The following is a 17,000-nucleotide window of genomic DNA, read 5'->3' as shown; positions in this document are numbered from 1 at the left end:
AATTTCCTAATTTTTAAATAAGTGTTAGTTTTTTGTTTACCTCCAAAGCCATTGCTTCCTGCGAAAGTTTTACTTTCATATTTTTTACATAATCTACAATTTCATCTAAATAACGGTTCATATCGCTACGTGTAGCATAGGTATAGACCAAATAAACGCGCTCGCCCACTAAACCTACTTCTTCGCTGTTCCAAACGCCTTTGGCTTCGGTGCTGGTTGCGCCGCCGAAGCGTTCGGCTAAAAAGTTAAGCGTCTTTTCTACATATTCCGAAGTATCCACTTCCATATCCACATCTACGGTCGTGGGAATGTAAAGTCCGATTTGATTGGTGCGTTCTAAACGGTCGAAGATATTGGAGAGTGGCTCTGCTAAGGCTTCGGGGAGCTTAAAATTTTGCTGTTCGGAAGCTGCAATGAGGTTGAGATTGGGGAAATAGGGAATTTCAAAGTCAATATCTTTATCAAAACTTACATCTTGAAATTCAGACTTACTTCTATTTACTAAGGTAAAAATGGTAACCTCGTCTAAGCGCACGTACTTTTTTAGTTGCTTTTGCAATCGCTCACTTTCATGCCAATCTTCGCTCAAAGGAGGAAAAATAATTAAAATTTGATTGACGTAATCCAACATCATGGCAATGTTTTCATCAATTTGTGCATTGCCTTGTAAATTAATGACCAAATAGTTGTAATCGTTCAAGAGCGAATCTAAAAGTAGGGTAGTACGCGCGGCGGCAGGCAGCAGATTGTCCTGCTGTGAAAGTAAGATGTCGTAGCCTGTATTGTGCTTGTAGATATTGCCTCTTTGTTTGATGTTGAGGTCTGCCATAATTTGTTGGGGGGTAGGATATTCGGCATAAACAGTAGGCATTTCTGTTTTTTCGTAAATAATCTTACATAGGGCATTGCCCAAAGTTGTACCGCCACTATCGGCACAGAGATTAAAAATAAGAATGACTTTTGAATTTCTATTTCCCCTACTTTGTCGTCTGTTTGATTCTACTAAATATTTACCCAACATTTTTGCCAACTCTATCGCAATGCTGGGGTAGCTTTGCAACATATCCAAAAAATCGCCCCTGCGAATGACCAGCACATCTACATCACTAAGGGCGGCAACGGTAGCCGAGCGCGGCTGATTTTCCAAAATGCCCACTTCGCCAAAGGTATTGCCCGGCATCAGATAGGCAAAAATCTGTTCCTTATCCTGACTAATTACTTTTTTAACGACTACAATGCCATTGATGATAATAAAAAGACTATCACTTGGTTTGCCCTGCCAAACAATCGTTTCACTGGGAAAAAACTGGCGAATTTTCGACTTAGTAGCAATTTCTTGTAGGGCATTTTCAGGCAAGCCTTGAAAAAGCGAAGTACCGCGTAGGGCTTTTATCTTATTTTGTCTTTCAGATTTCATAGAATAGTTTGGATAGGAAATAAAAGAGGGGCAGGCGAACTTGCCGCCTGAAAGATGCTAAAAAAAAAGCAAAGCCCCAAATTTTAGCGACTTGGGGGCGCAGTTTATGGCGAAGATGAGGCTTGAAGCGATTTTTTGCATTTTCATAGCTTGCACCTTCAAAAGGGCAGCCCTTGGCGAAGTTTTTTCTTGAAATAAGAGGCGAAAGACAACAAAAAAGGGCTGCCTTTTGGCTCACCCACCTACGCAATCGCGCAAATTTTCCACAAGTCCCGCCCAAAGTTGTTTGAGTGAGTCGTCGTTATCCATATCGGAATAATCAACCACAGTAAGGAAGGTAGATTCGGTAAATTCGTTGTAGCTAAGGCGAAATTCTAAATAGGCTTGTTCTTGGCGTGGCAATTCGGTTTCACTTTGAAACTGATAGCGCACCGATTGATTGACGCGCTGCGAAACCGTTTTGGCGTAGTGTGATTGGTTGTCCCAAACGATTTCGAAAATTTTGCCGTCTTTGCCGTCCAAAATTTTCACCTCCTCGGCAAACCACTCCTGCAAGCCTTGTGGCGTAGATAGGTAGGGGTAGAGTATGCGCGGCGAAGCCTTAATTTCGTATTCGGCAGAGAATTTGTACTTGGGCATACGATTTTTTTTGGGTTGAATGTTCTTGACTTTCAAAGATATAAATTAAATCGCAAAAAAAAACGCAAAAAAAATTTGGAACGAAAAAAAAAACGCCCTACCTTTGCATCGCAATTCAGACGGAAGGCAAGACAATGCTTAAAGACTCAAATATCGCGCTACTTTTTACTGCTTCCCAAAAAAACAAGGAAAAAGAAAAAAAGTTAGAAAAAATCGGATAAATTCCGAAAAAAAAGAGAAAATAAAACAAAAAAGCGCGAAAAAATTTGTAGTTCTAAAAAAAAGTCGTACCTTTGCAAAACCTTTTGGCGAGGTAGCTCAGTTGGTTAGAGCGCAGCACTCATAATGCTGAGGTCGAGAGTTCGAGCCTCTCCCTCGCTACAAAATAAGCCTCCTTAGCTCAGTTGGTAGAGCTACTGATTTGTAATCAGTAGGTCGGCGGTTCGAGTCCGTCAGGGGGCTCTTTTTTCTTGCAAGATAGTGTATAAGATAACCTGTAAGATAGAGAAAATCATAAAAAACCAAAACAACCTTTTTCAAGTATAAAAACTTGGAAAAGGTTTTTTTGTATCCTATAAATGCCTATCTTTGATTTTTTGCCCACTAAAAAATAACAAAAATGCACTTATTTTCGTTTTCGGCGCGGATTTTTTGCTTCTGCCTTTTGGCAGGCTCACTGTTTTTTTTGCCTGCTTGCAAGGCGCAAAAAAACAGTGAAAAAGAGGATTCTAAAAAAGTTTTAAAAAATGAATTAGATACAAAGATGACTTCACTGCTCGAAACCACTTGGGTACGTTCCCATGAAGACGATTTGCAAACAGAGGAAGGAGCGGCGCAGGCTTTTCGTGCCGAAGGGTATGATTTTCCGCCTTCACGCGGCAGGGAGAGTTTTCGTTTGGCACAAAATGGCGAGGTGCAGGCAAAGCGCATCGCACCCACAGACGGCTTGGCAGAATGGGCAGGCAGATGGCAACAAGCGACTGATACACAGGTATTTACGCTCGATTTCGCACCCTTGCAAGGGGGGCAAAAGCAGGTGTGGCGTTTTAAGGTTTGGAAACAAGATGAAAACGGTGTTTTATATTTGATGTTTTTACAAGATTAAATTTTAAGAATTGTTCTGTATCGTATTTTTAGATGCGAAGAAGCAAACTGTTCATAAAATCTAATAAAAAAAGAGCTAATTTTATTATAGCTAAAAAATATCCTAAGCGATTTTAGGCATGACATTACAATCTTTTTGGCAAAAAAGCAAGCAACTTAGTAAAAATCTGGGGCGCAGTGTGGCTTTGGGGAGTTATCGTTTGATTTTGTTGCTCACGCCGCTGGTGTATGGCAGTGTGCTGGTTGCGCCTGATAGTCTTTGGGTAGCTGCCTTTGTTGCTTTCTTCGCGCCTTTGTTTTGGGTCGGACATTTTTTGATGTTTCTTTTTTGGGTTTGGAAGCGCAACTATCGTTTTTTATATGCGTTACTTTTTGTGCTATTGGGCTTACCTTTTGTGTCAGCTACTGTCGGTTTTTTGGGTTATTTCAATTTTAGCACCGAAAAAGATAACAATGCGCTTGCACTGCTTTCTTACAATGTTTATACCTTCAATATTTATGATGAAGATTTGACCAAAAAAACGGCTAAAAAACAAATTAAATGGTTGCTCGAAGAAAAAAGCACTATCAAGTGCCTGCAAGAATTTTACCAACAGCCGCAAGATAGTATTTTTGATTTGATAGCAAAATTTGAAAAAAGCCACACGCCTTATCATTTTTTCAAGTCTAATGGCAGCCAACACAATCGCGGCGAATTTGGACTGGCGATTTTTTCGGCGTATCCGATTGTGGGAAAAGGAACAGTAGCCTTTCCTAATCGTACTTCTAATGGTGCAATTTATGCCGATTTAAAGGTTGGTAGCGATACGGTGCGCTGCTATAATGTGCATCTGCAATCGATGAAAATTGATGAAACACAGATAGAATTGCCCCAAAAACGCGCCGATTGGGAAAATAGCGAACTTTGGGAAAAGCTATGGTATCGTGCAGGTCGTCCCTTCAAAAAGGGAGCGATAGAGCGCGGTAGGCAGGTGGCTTTTCTCAAACAACATATCGAAGCCTCGCCCTATCCTGTGCTGCTTTGTGGCGATATGAATGATTTGCCTTATAGTTATACTTATTTTTCTTTTTGGCAATCGCTATCGTCTGCCTTCGAGAGAAGGGGTAGAGGATTGGGCTTTTCTTATCGCGGAGAGCGGCTTTTCTTTCTAAGAATAGACCATATTTTTTACGATTTTGGAAAAATGCCTTATACGCTCTCTACTTTTGAAACGCTTTCGGATATATCTTATTCCGACCATTATCCGATTAAAGCAACTTTTGAACCTAAAAAAAAGTAAGCATTAAAAAATAAAACCATTCAAACCACATAGAGCCTAAAAAAATACGCGCCTATCTGGTTTGAATGAGGAATCTTTTTAAGCCAAATCTTGTGCTTTTTCTATCATCTCTGCCAAATCCAAGACGCGGACTTTATTTTCTTTGTTAAAATGTTTCACGCCGTCCGACATCATCGTCATGCAGAAAGGGCAGGCAACAGCCACTACGCTGGAAGCCGTTTGCAGGGCATCTTCGGCGCGTTGGATATTGATGTCTTTATTGCCTTTTTCGGGTTCTTTAAACATTTGCGCTCCGCCTGCGCCACAGCAGAGTCCGCGCTTTTTGTTGCGGTGCATTTCGGCAAGTTCGGCATCTAATTTTTCCAAGAGGGCGCGTGGGGCTTCGTAAATGTCGTTTGCTCTGCCCAAATAGCAGGAATCGTGGTAGGTGATGCGTTTGCCCTTAAATTCGTTGGCATCACTAAGGCGCACTTTACCCTCGTCTAAAAGTTGTTGGAGGTAGGTAGAATGGTGCAAAACTTTGTAGTTGCCGCCCAAAGAGGGGTACTCGTTTTTGAGCGTATTGAAGCAGTGGGGGCAAGCCGTTACAATCGTCTTGATTTGGTAGCCATCTAAAACGCCGATATTCATCAGGGCTTGGGCTTGGAAGGTAAATTCGTCGCCTGCGCGTTTGGCGGGGTCGCCTGTGCAGGTTTCCTCGTTGCCCAAAACGGCAAAATCAATGTTGGCACGATTCAAGATGCGCACCATAGCACGTGTTACGGCTTTGTAGCGGTCGTCGTAAGAACCTGCACAGCCTACCCAAAACAAAACTTCGGGGCTTCTGCCTTCGGCAGCTAATTCCGCCACTGTCGGCACTTTAATAGTTTCAGACATAGATTGATTTTATTTTGTATATGAGATATTCTTTTTGCAGTATATAAAAAGTGTTTGCGCTTGTCGGCTTTTCGCTTTTTTGTAGAAGACCGACAAAAGTAGTAAAAAGTTTTGGCTTAGGCGCAATTTCCTTTAAAAATATTCGGCTTGCATACTTTTTGGGCTGCCAAAAAATTAACGTTTTTTGTAAGTTTTCGCTTATCGCGCCTACTTCTAAGAAAACGCTTTTAAAGGTTGTCTTAGGAATTTCCGAAGAGGGCTTATTTCTTTTCTCTAAATTTTTCCAGATGGATACTATCATTCACGATTTGACAGGTTGGATACACTTTGTGGCGGGCTGTTTGGCTCTTGTTTCAGGTACTTACGTTGTTTTGGCTACAAAAGGGACGAAGTTGCACAGAAAAATGGGTTATGGCTACGTTCTTTCTATGCTTGTTCTGATTGTATCGGGCTTTATGATTTACCGCCTTTTTAAGGGCTTTGGTATCTTTCATTACTTTAATCTTTTAGCTCTCCTTTCTTTAAGTGTGGGTATGATTCCTATTCTACTAAAAAAACCAATTCAAACATGGAAATACTTGCATTTCTCTTTTATGTATTGGTCTGTGATGGGTTTGTATGCGGCTTTTGTCGCTGAAATGCTAACGCGAATCCCGAAAACGCCTTTTTTTGGCATGGTGGGCGCGGCTACGGCGGCAGTTATGATGGTGGGCGGCATTTTTTTTGGCATCAACAAAGCCAAATGGCGAAAGGCTTTTGCTAATTTTAAGTAGCTTTTTCTAATGTTGTTCCACTTTTTTGCGCTCTGCCTTTTTGTTGGGTATCGCTTTCGTTTCGCTCGAAGGCGCGTTTAAAGGTAGTGGTGTTAAGCTCTAAAAATTATTCGTCAATTTCGGAAAGGGCAACATCTTTTCCGAAATTGGATTGAAATAAAACGCGGCGTTGAGTTCTAAAATAGGGTTTAAGTCAAATTTTATCCTATCTAAAATTTGAGCCGAAATTTTAAAATGCAACGTTTTTACAGAACCTAACACCACTACGCTCAAACAAGCATAAAAGGGAGAAGCAAGCATTTTGCGCTGCCTCTATTAGACCAAAAACATCAAATAATAAACCCCTGCGCCTGCTACATAGCTTATCAGGGCTAAAAACGACACCTTTTTGACATACCATACAAAGTCTATCTTTTCCATGCCCATGACCGCCACACCTGCCGCCGAGCCGATAATAAGCAGGCTGCCACCTGTTCCTGCACAATAGGCTAAGAAAGTCCACATGCTGCTATCCATAGCAAAGGCTTCGAGCGAATACATGCCCTGAACGGCAGCCACCAACGGCACGTTATCTACCACTGCCGAAATTGCCCCAATTAGGAACATTGCCCAATGAATATCGGGTATGGCTTCTGAAAGCCAAGTGGCGCAGGCAGAGAGGATATGCGTTGATTCGAGGGCTGAAATTGCCAACAAAATCCCTAAAAAGAAAAGCACACTTGAAGCATCTACCTTTGAAAGGGCGTGTGCAACGGTGAAGGGCTTGCGTTCTTCTTCGTCTTTGTCCTTGTGTATGATTTCGGAGGCTATCCAAACCACGCCTAAGCCCAAGAGCATGCCCATGTAGGGCGGCAGATGGGTAAAGGTCTTGAAAATAGGTACGAAAAGCAACATGCCCAATCCCAAAAAGAGCATCACCGCACTGCCTTGTGGCAAAAGGGTCTGCGATTTGGTATCGGTAGTGAGCGCAATTCTATTTTTACGAAAATAGGCGAATTGCAGATAAAAAACAGGCACAAGCAGCGCGACCAAACTCGGCACAAAGAGGTGCGTAATGATATGAACGGCACTGATTTGCCCTCCTATCCAGAGCATTGTGGTAGTAACATCACCAATGGGCGACCAAGCTCCGCCTGCATTGGCGGCAATAATGACCACACCCGCTAATAGCTTGCGCCAATCCGAAGCAGGGAGCAATTTTCGCAAGAGCGAAATCATCACAATAGAAGTGGTCAGATTGTCTAAGGCTGCCGACATAAAGAAGGTCAGCAAGGCGATAACCCAAAGCAAGACCACAGGATTTTGCGTCTTGATGCGGTCAGTTATCAGGGCAAAACCTTGATGGGCATCGACCAACTCTACAATCGTCATGGCTGCCAAAAGGAAAAACAAAATCTCGGCAATCGGCGTAAGGTGGTGTGCCAACTGTTCGGCTACCAGATGCGATTCCGCCCCTAAAAGGGCATACAAAGACCAACAAATCACGCCCGTAAGTAAAGCCGAAGCCGTTTTGTTGGCGTTGATGACATGCTCGAAGGCGATGGCTAAATAGCCTACCACAAAGACAATCACAATGAGAGTCAGCATAGGAAGAAGAAGGAGAAGGGTGAGGAAATGGAGCAAGCAGAGAAGGAAAGCAGCAGGGCGCGTGTCGGAAATGGTTTTGTTTTTTCTACCTTTCCTACCCAAACCCTCGACCTCAAAGGTAGTTTAAAAAAATGAATCTGCAAGCAAAAAAAAGTCTTTTTTCAAAAAAAAATTTAAACCTTCTCTTTATCAATTTGAAGACCAAAGAAGCTCGTTTTTTTCTTATTTTGGGGCTGAAAAATACGCTATTTCAAAGAAAATCCGAACAAATTAGCGTTTTATTTTTTGTATAAAAATCAGAAAAGAAGCATTAAGATATAAAAACAAAAAATTAAGACTCTCTTGGGAAAGAAAAGCCCATTTCTTTTTCTTCTAATTCTTTGAGTTTCCACTGTTGCACGCTTACTTGTTCTTTAATAAGTTCGATGCCTTCTATGAGCATGCCTTTTGAAAGAGTAGAGAGCTGTTTATGCCCTTGCTCGTCTAAAACAAGCGTTGCTATCACAACTTCGCAAATTTCGTCTATGACGTGATTGTTTTCGGGCTTTACTACATCTTTTAAAATTTGCTGCACAACGTTATGCACAATGTCGCTGATGGCATTTTCTAAGGTTTGGCTAATGAAGCCGCCCAAAACGGGAACGGTTTGCTCGATGGTCTTGATTTCTTTATTTTGCTCTACGGCTTCGTAAATGAGCTTATCTACGTATCTTTTCAAATCATTTTTATAGGAATCGTGATTGGCAGCCACTACCTTTTGCATGCGGCGCGAAAGCCAAGCGGCAAGCGTGCCTCCATGCGGTTTTACTACCTGCGCCAAGATTTTTTCCGTAAGTGGATTGCCTTTTTCTATTTCGTTCTGCACTTCATTCAAAACATTGATAACGACTCTATCCGAAACCTCCTCTACAAAAATGGCAAAGTATTTTGTAATCGTTTTATAGACATAAGTGCGCGTTAAATCCACCACGCCCATTTTTTGCAACTTATAGAGCATCATAAAAATGCGCAAAAGCCTTAGAAAACGAAACGCCGCCCCCGGCAGGCAGCCTAAGGTATCATACCAATGGATAAAAGGGTAGAAAAACCATTTGTGGTAGGTCTTTCTAAAAATGGCAATGCCCCAACGGATAAAAAGTTCGCTTACAAAGATGGAAACGAAGATGAGGTCGAGGAGAGAAAAGTTTTGATGTATGTATTTATTGTAGTAAAAATAAAAGTTGTATAAATAGTTTTTTAGAAAATCTTGTATCAAAACCGCCTCAAAGATAAAATCGAAGAGTATCAGCAAGAGATTTAGCCCTAAAAGCGTCAGAACGACGATGTCGGCTACCAATTCTGCCGTCGAGAGCTTATCTTTTTGTAGGTTGGAGATATTGATTTTGTAGAGATTTTCCATCTTTAAAGGCGTTTTAAAGGCGATTTAAAATCCAAATGAAATAGGCAGCAAAGATATAGCAGGGAAAACCCTAAGCATCGATAAGACACTTAGGGCTAAAAGGCTGGGATTACCTCTACATTTGGTCGGCTTCCACTCGTGTATTGCGCTTGACGTTCATCAAAGAGCTACGCTTACGCATTTTGCCCGCAGGTACGCCAAACATCATCTTGAAACGACGGCAGAAATAAGCTGTATCTTTGTACCCAATCTCGATGCCGATAGCGCGGATACTTTTGCGCGAAGTACGCAAGAGTTTGACGGCTTCTTCCATGCGCTGGTACTCGATGTAGTCTTGTGGGTTCATGCCTGTGAGCATCTTGAAGTATTGCCCTACGTAATCTTCCGATACGCCTGCAATCGTTGCCAAGACCTTATTCGAGAGGTCGTCTGCCAAGTTTTCTTTGATGTAATTAAACATCTGCATCAGGCGTGGGTCTAAGAAGTAGGTGCTATTGGTGGCGATACGCTCTACAAAGAGTTTGTTGCCAATGATATAGCGCAAGATTGCCAAGTTGATTTTTTCAATCAGGATATTGGTCAGGCGTTCTTTGCCTACGCGCGTTTGGGCGCGTTCTTCTACCAAAAGCTCGATGTCGTGCTTTAAAATGTCGTCTTTTAGCACAAAGGCAGGTAGGTCTAACGACTTGAAAAAGTTGATAGAATCGTACACCTTTGCATCAAAGACAATCCAAGAGATAACCACTTGTCCTGCCTGCTCTTCCTGATAAGGCGTGAGGTATTGCTCCTTTTGGGCATAGAACTCTTCCTGTGAAACGTGCTTAACCTCAGTGCCTGTTCCCAAGATAAGGTTGCTCAAATTCCAACCTGCGGGGATAAACAAGACCTCACCCGATTCTACTACTTGCTTTTTTTCGCCAAAGAAAATAGAGCCTTTATGTACCAGAATAACGCTGTTATTGATGTCATAGATGTTTTCAACGTGTATCGGTGCATTGACGCTGCTTTTGGCAGAATACTCATGGCGAATGATGAGCGACTCGACAATTTTATTGTAATCTTCCATATTGAGAGGCTTGATGGGAATAATAAGAGAGTTGAAAATAATATTTTTCACAAAATAAAGAAATCATGGCATAAAAAACAAGTAGGCTGCCGTGATTCTCAAAAAAATACAAAGAAAAAAAGCGTTTCAAGCCTATTTTTCAAAAAAATGCTACTTTACTATTGGATTTTTGCCGTTTTTATCACTACCTCTATCCAAACGGGAATGTGGTCGGAAATGTTACGGGCAGTTTTCAAATCTTTGAAATCTTGGTAGAAGTGAATTACATCTGCTTTTTTTAGCTCAAAATATTTGCTTTCATAAAGAATATTGTCATATTCTTGGCTCAAAAGTTCGCCATCTTGGGCAGGTTTGAGGCGCAGGCTCGTTTTTTGGTTCTGAATCGCCGACTCATACCCTTGTTTTTTTAAGCCATCATAACAGGCGTGCTTTTCGCTGATGTTAAAATCGCCCATTATCAAGATTTTATCACGCTTGTAAGTTGAAGTGAAAAAAGTGAGTTGTTCTACTTCTTTGTCGGGGTCTTTGCTCGAAGGGACGGCGTGAAAATTGACCATCATAAAAGTTTCACCACTTTTGGCGGCTTCAAAACGCGCACAGTAGGGTTCGCGGTCGAGGCTATTTGCCAACTTGCTTTCAAGCCAAGCCTTTTTGAGGCTTGCCTTAGCGGTTTTCCACAAAAAGGCGTACCGTTCTGTTCCCGCGCCTTCGGTAGGGTCGCTTAGGCTGTAATCCCACTTTGCGCCTGTGCGGTTGAGCGCGTCGGCAAGGGCGGCGACTCCTTGTGCGCCTGCGGGTGAGGTAGCAATTTCCTGAATTGCCACTACATCATAGCCTTTGATGGTCTTGGCAATGTACTCAATTTCTTCGTCAGATTTGGATTTGCCAAAATTATACAAGTTCCAAGTCAGGATTTTGAGGGCATCTGTTTTTTTAGAAGGTCTATCTTTTTGGGGCGAATCGCTTGTTTTGTCCTGCTTCGTTTGAGAGGCAAAGCCGCCATTTTGCTGACCCTGATTTTGCGAAATAGGCTCACAACTTGTCAGAAAGAAGGCAGTCCAAAGCGAAAAAAGAAAGGTTAGGAAGGGGTAGAGATAATTTTTTTTCATGGGAAAAGGGGATAAAGGGTTTTCTGTTTTTAAATGGTCTAAGTTAGGTTTTTAGGTCTGTTTGCTGTTAGGTCAAATCGAAATACCACATCACCAGAAGCTGTACCAAGCCTGCTACAAAACCTAAGATTGCGCCTACTAAAATCAAAATCCATTCGTCTTCTTGAAAGGCAGGGCGCAAAAAGCCTTCAAATTCGTCGGGGGGCAGTGCCGACATTTTTTCTTCGAGCATGCCGCGCAGGTTGAGGGCTTGTTCGGCATAGGCAAAGACATATTTGACCGAAATGGGCAATTCGCGCATAAATTCGTAGAGGACAATGTTTTTGGCAATATCGATGCGCCTACCTGCTACCAAGCTCACGACAGGGCGCGAGCCGCCAGCCGTTTCTTGTACTACTTTATCGACCAAATTATCGACGTGCTGCTGCATGAGCATGCCCAATTTGTGGGAGGCAGGACCGCGTACCAAAAACTCGAACATGCTTTCTGTGGTCAGAATTTCCGTCGTGATAATTCCTGCATATTCGCGTGCGACCTCTTTTTGGCGTTTGAGGAAAAGCCCTTGTAGGCGATACAAGCCCAAGATATTGATGGGAAGTTGTGGCTCGAAGATGAGTTTGAGAGCCAGCACGTTGGTAAGATAGCCCACTATCAAACCGAAGGAGGGCAAAATCCACCAAGAGCCAGAGGGGAAGTAATAAACCGCTACCGTTTGTACCAAGCCAAATAAGCCCCCAAACCAGAAGCCCGACCGCTCGATAAACTTAAATTCTTCCTTGCCACAGCGCAGGAAAATTTCGTTAATAAGTTGTTTATCAGCCATTAAAGCCTCAATCACTAAGCGTTTGAGGTCTAAAAGGTCTTTGATTTGCGTCTTGATGTCCGACATCACTTCGGCAACGCTATTGGGCAGTTCCTCATGCACGCGGTCGTAGATTTGCTTGCGAACCGCTTGCGGAGTGTTGCGCCAAATGGTAGGGATTTGGGCTTCCATTACCTCGTCTAAAATCTTATTCGCTACCTTTTTGAGTTCGGGCGACATCTCTTCGCTTACGCGCAAAGGGTCTATTTTTTCAAATTGTTCCTCTATTTTTAGTAATTTTGCCGTAAGCAAATCCACCGACTTAGTCGCCATCTTTCGTGCCTTAGAAGGAATAATGCCCTGCCAACCCAAAGGGCGCACGCCTACATACTCCAAAGGGTAGAAGGTCATCAGCAACGCCATCCAGTTGGTAAGCCAGCCGATAAGCCCGCTTGTGAGCGGAATGGAAGCATAAATCAGAAAAAGACGCACCTTTGCTCCATCTATATTGGCGAAGGCTGCCGCTAAGTTTTCGCCAAGGGCTTCAAAAAAAGAAACTATTTCTACCACAGACATCAAAAAAAGGGATATAACAAACATAAGGCGACAAACGTAAGATAAGCGAGGCTAAGGCATAGATTTTGTAAAAATAAGAACTTTATCCAAACAAAATGCAGGAAAGGGCTTTTTTATTCTTTTCTTTGGCACAATTCATTTATCTTTACCCTGTCTTTACCCTACATCTTTCATCAAGAATGGCATTTCCTAAAAATTCAGACCACAAATCCGACACGCCTTGGGGCTATCATACCCTAAAACCTGCTCTTTTGCTCAAAGAATATGGGCGAAATGTGCAAAATATGGTCGAGCATCTCAAAACGCTGCCAGACCGTCAGGAACGCACACAGGCGGCATACGCACTTATCAACGTGTTAAAAGAAGTCAATCCCACCCTCAAAGAGGTCAATGACAACGAACAACGCATCTGGGACCACCTTTATCTTATGGCAGGTTTCGATTTAGACATAGATAGTCCCTTTCCACCTCCTTCGCCTGATACTTTGCACCAAAAACCCAAACACTTGGGCTATCAAAAGACCGAATTTCGCTTTCGCCATTATGGTAGGAATGTGGAAAATCTGTTGATAGACGCGATTGCCCTGCCCGACCGAAGCGATAGATTAGCCGCCTACGCCTATATCGGCAAATTGATGCGACAGCTCTACACCACTTGGAACAAAGACCAAGTAGAAGATGCTACACTTTTCAACGATATGAAACGCATTTTGGGCAGCAAAAGCGAAAAGCTCGACTTAGATATAGATACCATTAAAGAGATGAGCCTTTTTCAAGTAGGCAATTATAGTGATGCTAATTTGGAAAATTCTTATACGATTTTTGTACCCGAAAAAGCTCCCACAAAGAAGAAAAAAGTCCGCCCCGCACTCAAACGCAAGCGTCTTTCTTAGCCTGATAAGGCAGCTTTGAAACAAAACACATTCCCAAGCGGTTTTGGTATCAAATCAAAAGGGGCAAATTTTGAGCAAGCCGCCAAATCTTTCAAATCTTTTTGGGGTAGGTATATTAAAAAGTTTTAAAAAAAACACTTTTCCTGCCTTTTTCTATCTTAGATTTGGAAAAAAGCGAATCTTACTGTAATTTCGGCAGCCTTTCTGCCTACTAATTTTGGTGCAAATAAGGCAATCTTGAAAGAAGAAAGGCGCGACAAACTCCCTTTTTAGGCTGCGCCTTTGGCGGTTGTCCTGCTTTTGCCGTCTTTATCAATACCTTTGTATCCATACCTCTTTCGCTACCTTTCTTTGGGCAGTTTTCTTACTTATCCGCTTTTGCTTACTTTTCTATTTTGCCTCACCTCAATATCCTACTTACTTGAAACTTCTCATTTTCTTATTTGAAAAGATGAAAAAAAACATATATTGGAGCAGCCTACCCTTTTTATTTATACTTTTGGGGGTAGGGGCATATTTTGGCAGCCCCTTCAAAAACGAGGGCGAACCTGAAAAAGATAAAGTGCTATTACAACTCATTTGGCAGGCTCTTTCTTACCAACACTATCAGCCAAAAGCCATAGATGACGCTTTTTCCGAAAATGCCTATCAGTTGTTTTTAGATAATTTAGACAACGGAAAACGATTCCTTTGGAAAAGCGACATCAAGACGCTGGTCAAGCACAAGAAACAAATCGATGAGCAGGTGCAAGAAGGCAACTACGACTTTTTCGAGCAAGCCTACACACTCTTTGTCAAACGCATCGATGAGGCAGAAAAAATGAGCCTCGTCCTACTTGAAAAACCCTTTGATTTTGAAAAGAACGAAGAGGTAGAATTTGATGGCGAAAAGCTCGAATATGTAGCCAATGAAAAGGAATGGCGTGAGCGTTGGCGCAAAAACTTGAAGTATCAGACCTTGATGCGCTTAGACGAAATGTTGGCAGTGCAGGAAGATAGCACCTTCAAAGAAGAGAAAAAAGATTTGGCTACCTTAGAAAAGGAAGCACGTGAAAAGGTTTTGAAAAGCCAAAAAGATTATTTTGATAGACTTCGCAAGGTGAAAAAAGAGGAGTGGCAATCGGTCTATATCAATAGCCTTTTGAATGTCTATGACCCCCATACACAGTATTTTCCACCCAAAGACAAAGCCGATTTCGACATCACTTTCAGCGGAAAGTTGGAAGGAATTGGTGCTACCCTGCAAGAGCGTGAAGGCTACATCAGGGTTACAAATATCGTCGTGGGTAGCCCTTCTTGGAAACAAGGGCAACTCAAAGAAAACGACATTATCCTCAAAGTGGCACAAGGGGCAGACGAACCCGTAGATATTGTAGGCATGCGCTTAGATGAAGCCGTACAGCTTATTCGCGGTAAAAAAGGAACAGAGGTGCGCCTAACCGTTAAAAAAGTAGATGGCAGTATCTTGGTCATTCCCATTATTCGCGACGTGGTGGTATTGGAGGAAACGTATGCCAAGTCTGCCATTTTGGAAAGCAAAGGCGAATCTCATAAAATTGGCTACATCAAATTGCCCAGCTTTTATTCTAATATGGGCGAGCAGCAAGATGCCCGCAGTTGTGCCGAAGATGTGAGAAAAGAGGTCTTGCGTTTGAAGGCGCAGAATGTAGAAGGCATTATCTTAGACCTGCGCAATAATGGTGGCGGTTCGCTTTACGAAGTGGTCAATATGGTGGGGCTTTTTATAGAAACAGGTCCCGTTGTGCAGGTTAAATCGAAGGGACGCGCTCCGCAGGTCTTAGAAGACAAAGACAGACAGGTCATCTATGACGGTGCTTTGGTTGTGATGGTGAATGAATTTAGTGCTTCCGCTTCCGAAATTTTCGCTGCCGCTATCCAAGACTATGGCAGAGGCGTGGTAGTGGGCAGCAATGCCACTTTTGGCAAAGGCACAGTACAGCAGTTTTATGATTTAGATGCCTTTCTGCCCAGCAGTTATGATGCCATTAAGCCTTTGGGAGCTATCAAACTCACGACCCAAAAATTCTATCGCATCAATGGCGGCACTACCCAACTTCGCGGCGTAATCCCCGACATCGTTCTGCCTGATTTGTATAGTTACGCGAATTTGGGCGAAAAAGAAGATAAATATGCGATGGAATGGGACGAAATCAAACGCGCCACCTACAAGAATTGGGACAATTCGCCTAATTTGAGTACCATTCGCGAACATTCCAAGAGCCGCATCGAGGGCAGCGAAGCCTTCAATTTGCTTAATCAGAGTGCCGAGCGTTTGAAAAAACGCATGGACGAAACGTTATATCCGCTTCAATTAGAGGCTTATCGCCAAAAACAAAAAACGCTCAAAGAAGAATCTAAGCGTTTGGAGCAGAGCCGCAAAGAATTTACCGATTGGCAAATCCTACCCTTTTTAGAGATGAAACCCGAAACCCCTGATTCGGTTGCTACCGCGCGTATAGAGCAGTTTCAGAAAGAGCTAAAAAAGGACATTCACCTTTTCGAATCGGTGAATATTTTGAAGGAAACCGAACAATAGGCAGTTTTTTTGCCACAAGGCAGTGTTGTAAAAATGACGCAGAATAGGGTTTGCCAACTCTATTCTGTGTTTTTTTATGTGTGTTTTTTTGTGTTAAAATAATACTTTTTTATTCTTCTTCCTCTTCTTGTCTATTTTCTTCAAAGGCTGTTTTAAAAAATGGCTCATAATCAGGACTTTGCTGCAAAATTTTTTCCCATTGGTCAGACTCTACGGCTTGTTTTAAAGCCAGTTGCCTTTCCCTTAAAAAGGCTTCTATTTGTTTTTTCCAAGTGTTTTGGGTGCAAAGCGGCGTTTTTTGGAGTGAAAAAATTTCACTCACTTCCGTTTTTCGTACATCTATCCATTCAAAAATTTGTTGATATTGCAATGCTAAGGAAAAGGCTTTGGTCTGAAAGACAAGGGCGTTGGGTGCGTCGTATTCGGTTAGTGTCCAGATAAGGGTAGGTTTTGAAAAGCCAATAGGCGGCAGTGTGTGCCACCAAGTTTCGCCTTCTGCGCTAAAAAGGTTGCGGTCTGCGGCACTATGCCCTGCTGCCCCCCCGATACAAGTTGCTGCCTGTTGGTAGGCAAAAAGGTGGCGTGCCATTTCGAAGCATCGTTCTAAGGGGGCGGCAAATTGGGTGGTGAGTTTGATTTGGTGCATAGAAAGAAGCGCGTGAGCGAGTAGGCGGTCGGTAAGATATAACAAAGTATAGCAAAGTACGACAAAGTACGACAAAATTAGCAATTCTGCGGGCAAAAGTCGCCGTTTCAGAACCAAGAAAACAACCCCAAAGGGATTCCCACTTTGCTATTTTCCTTTGGCAGACGGTTATTCTTTTTGAACAAATTGCGAAAAAAGGCTATCTTTGTGCAAAAGCCCTGCTCAAAAGGGCTTTTCATTCCCTCACCCAATTCCACTCACAGCCTTTTTTGGCTT

15 protein-coding genes and 2 tRNA genes are annotated in these 17,000 nt (G+C 42.6%); 7 read left to right on the top strand and 10 right to left on the bottom strand.

All coding sequences use genetic code 11. The features are described from left to right. Positions 1-13: 13 nt before the first annotated feature. Both G500_RS24835 and G500_RS0105615 read right to left on the bottom strand, forming a co-directional pair. Positions 14-1,417: a cyclic nucleotide-binding domain-containing protein gene (locus G500_RS24835; RefSeq protein WP_051203311.1), complete on the bottom strand. Its 1,404-nt coding sequence runs from the start codon at positions 1,415-1,417 to the stop codon at positions 14-16. Between the two features lie 234 nt (positions 1,418-1,651). Continuing rightward, on the bottom strand, positions 1,652-2,056 hold the full coding sequence (locus G500_RS0105615) for an START-like domain-containing protein (protein WP_027001867.1): 405 nt from the start codon (positions 2,054-2,056) through the stop codon (positions 1,652-1,654). 307 nt (positions 2,057-2,363) lie between these two features. On the opposite strand from G500_RS0105615, the gene G500_RS0105600 reads away from it, so the two are divergent. From G500_RS0105600 to G500_RS24830, 4 genes are all read left to right on the top strand, one after another. Continuing rightward, a tRNA-Met gene (locus tag G500_RS0105600) sits at positions 2,364-2,437 on the top strand. An 8-nt stretch (positions 2,438-2,445) separates the two neighbouring features. After that, positions 2,446-2,518, top strand: a tRNA-Thr gene (locus tag G500_RS0105595). A 157-nt stretch (positions 2,519-2,675) separates the two neighbouring features. Beyond that, positions 2,676-3,161: a hypothetical protein gene (locus G500_RS22460; protein WP_035756394.1), complete on the top strand. Its 486-nt coding sequence runs from the start codon at positions 2,676-2,678 to the stop codon at positions 3,159-3,161. 118 nt (positions 3,162-3,279) lie between these two features. Beyond that, a complete protein-coding gene (locus G500_RS24830) occupies positions 3,280-4,440 on the top strand; it encodes an endonuclease/exonuclease/phosphatase family protein (protein ID WP_051203310.1) in 1,161 nt (386 codons plus the stop codon). A 78-nt stretch (positions 4,441-4,518) separates the two neighbouring features. Here G500_RS24830 and G500_RS0105575 read toward each other — a convergent pair whose 3' ends face one another. Next, entirely contained in the window at positions 4,519-5,316 is a 798-nt protein-coding gene (locus tag G500_RS0105575; RefSeq protein WP_027001865.1) for a (Fe-S)-binding protein, read from the bottom strand. 287 nt (positions 5,317-5,603) lie between these two features. Between G500_RS0105575 and G500_RS22450 the strand changes: the two genes are divergently transcribed. Continuing rightward, positions 5,604-6,089 carry a DUF2306 domain-containing protein gene (locus G500_RS22450; RefSeq protein ID WP_051203309.1) on the top strand — a complete coding sequence of 162 codons (486 nt, stop codon included), beginning with the start codon at positions 5,604-5,606 and terminating at the stop codon, positions 6,087-6,089. Positions 6,090-6,188: 99 nt separating this feature from the next. Here the strand turns inward: G500_RS22450 and G500_RS0105560 are convergent, their stop codons facing one another. The 6 genes from G500_RS0105560 to G500_RS0105520 form a co-directional block, all read right to left on the bottom strand. Then, entirely contained in the window at positions 6,189-6,389 is a 201-nt protein-coding gene (locus G500_RS0105560; RefSeq protein ID WP_027001863.1) for a hypothetical protein, read from the bottom strand. A 15-nt stretch (positions 6,390-6,404) separates the two neighbouring features. Beyond that, complete coding sequence (nhaD, locus tag G500_RS0105555) at positions 6,405-7,676, bottom strand: sodium:proton antiporter NhaD (RefSeq protein ID WP_027001862.1); 1,272 nt, start codon at positions 7,674-7,676, stop codon at positions 6,405-6,407. Positions 7,677-8,007: 331 nt separating this feature from the next. Next, entirely contained in the window at positions 8,008-9,075 is a 1,068-nt protein-coding gene (locus G500_RS0105540) for a hypothetical protein (protein WP_027001861.1), read from the bottom strand. Positions 9,076-9,190: 115 nt separating this feature from the next. After that, the gene (locus tag G500_RS0105535; protein ID WP_027001860.1) at positions 9,191-10,141 is read right to left on the bottom strand and encodes an AraC family transcriptional regulator; all 951 of its coding nucleotides are present in this window, start codon (positions 10,139-10,141) and stop codon (positions 9,191-9,193) included. Between the two features lie 158 nt (positions 10,142-10,299). Continuing rightward, the gene (locus G500_RS22445; RefSeq protein ID WP_051203308.1) at positions 10,300-11,250 is read right to left on the bottom strand and encodes an endonuclease/exonuclease/phosphatase family protein; all 951 of its coding nucleotides are present in this window, start codon (positions 11,248-11,250) and stop codon (positions 10,300-10,302) included. Positions 11,251-11,317: 67 nt separating this feature from the next. Next, positions 11,318-12,652: a DUF445 domain-containing protein gene (locus G500_RS0105520; RefSeq protein WP_245574462.1), complete on the bottom strand. Its 1,335-nt coding sequence runs from the start codon at positions 12,650-12,652 to the stop codon at positions 11,318-11,320. Between the two features lie 155 nt (positions 12,653-12,807). On the opposite strand from G500_RS0105520, the gene G500_RS22440 reads away from it, so the two are divergent. After that, complete coding sequence (locus G500_RS22440; RefSeq protein WP_161626086.1) at positions 12,808-13,521, top strand: DUF4290 domain-containing protein; 714 nt, start codon at positions 12,808-12,810, stop codon at positions 13,519-13,521. Between the two features lie 451 nt (positions 13,522-13,972). Next, positions 13,973-16,078: a carboxy terminal-processing peptidase gene (locus G500_RS0105500; protein WP_035756391.1), complete on the top strand. Its 2,106-nt coding sequence runs from the start codon at positions 13,973-13,975 to the stop codon at positions 16,076-16,078. 109 nt (positions 16,079-16,187) lie between these two features. On the opposite strand, the gene G500_RS0105495 is transcribed toward G500_RS0105500, so the two are convergent. Beyond that, the gene (locus tag G500_RS0105495; RefSeq protein ID WP_154657031.1) at positions 16,188-16,769 is read right to left on the bottom strand and encodes a hypothetical protein; all 582 of its coding nucleotides are present in this window, start codon (positions 16,767-16,769) and stop codon (positions 16,188-16,190) included. Positions 16,770-17,000 lie beyond the last annotated feature (231 nt).

It is taken from the genome of Hugenholtzia roseola DSM 9546, assembly GCF_000422585.1.
GTDB classification, from domain to species: Bacteria; Bacteroidota; Bacteroidia; order Cytophagales; family Bernardetiaceae; genus Hugenholtzia; species Hugenholtzia roseola.
This window is presented reverse-complemented; position numbering and strand designations above follow the sequence as displayed.

Coding starts and splice junctions, on each gene's coding strand:
- G500_RS0105500 (WP_035756391.1), top strand. CDS start 13,973: ATGAAAAAAAACATATATTGGAGCAGCCTACCCTTTTTATTTATACTT.
- G500_RS22445 (WP_051203308.1), bottom strand. CDS start 11,250: ATGAAAAAAAATTATCTCTACCCCTTCCTAACCTTTCTTTTTTCGCTT.
- G500_RS22460 (WP_035756394.1), top strand. CDS start 2,676: ATGCACTTATTTTCGTTTTCGGCGCGGATTTTTTGCTTCTGCCTTTTG.
- G500_RS24835 (WP_051203311.1), bottom strand. CDS start 1,417: ATGAAATCTGAAAGACAAAATAAGATAAAAGCCCTACGCGGTACTTCG.
- G500_RS0105615 (WP_027001867.1), bottom strand. CDS start 2,056: ATGCCCAAGTACAAATTCTCTGCCGAATACGAAATTAAGGCTTCGCCG.
- nhaD (WP_027001862.1), bottom strand. CDS start 7,676: ATGCTGACTCTCATTGTGATTGTCTTTGTGGTAGGCTATTTAGCCATC.
- G500_RS0105540 (WP_027001861.1), bottom strand. CDS start 9,075: ATGGAAAATCTCTACAAAATCAATATCTCCAACCTACAAAAAGATAAG.
- G500_RS0105575 (WP_027001865.1), bottom strand. CDS start 5,316: ATGTCTGAAACTATTAAAGTGCCGACAGTGGCGGAATTAGCTGCCGAA.
- G500_RS0105535 (WP_027001860.1), bottom strand. CDS start 10,141: ATGGAAGATTACAATAAAATTGTCGAGTCGCTCATCATTCGCCATGAG.
- G500_RS0105520 (WP_245574462.1), bottom strand. CDS start 12,652: ATGTTTGTTATATCCCTTTTTTTGATGTCTGTGGTAGAAATAGTTTCT.
- G500_RS22450 (WP_051203309.1), top strand. CDS start 5,604: ATGGATACTATCATTCACGATTTGACAGGTTGGATACACTTTGTGGCG.
- G500_RS24830 (WP_051203310.1), top strand. CDS start 3,280: ATGACATTACAATCTTTTTGGCAAAAAAGCAAGCAACTTAGTAAAAAT.
- G500_RS22440 (WP_161626086.1), top strand. CDS start 12,808: ATGGCATTTCCTAAAAATTCAGACCACAAATCCGACACGCCTTGGGGC.
- G500_RS0105560 (WP_027001863.1), bottom strand. CDS start 6,389: ATGCTTGCTTCTCCCTTTTATGCTTGTTTGAGCGTAGTGGTGTTAGGT.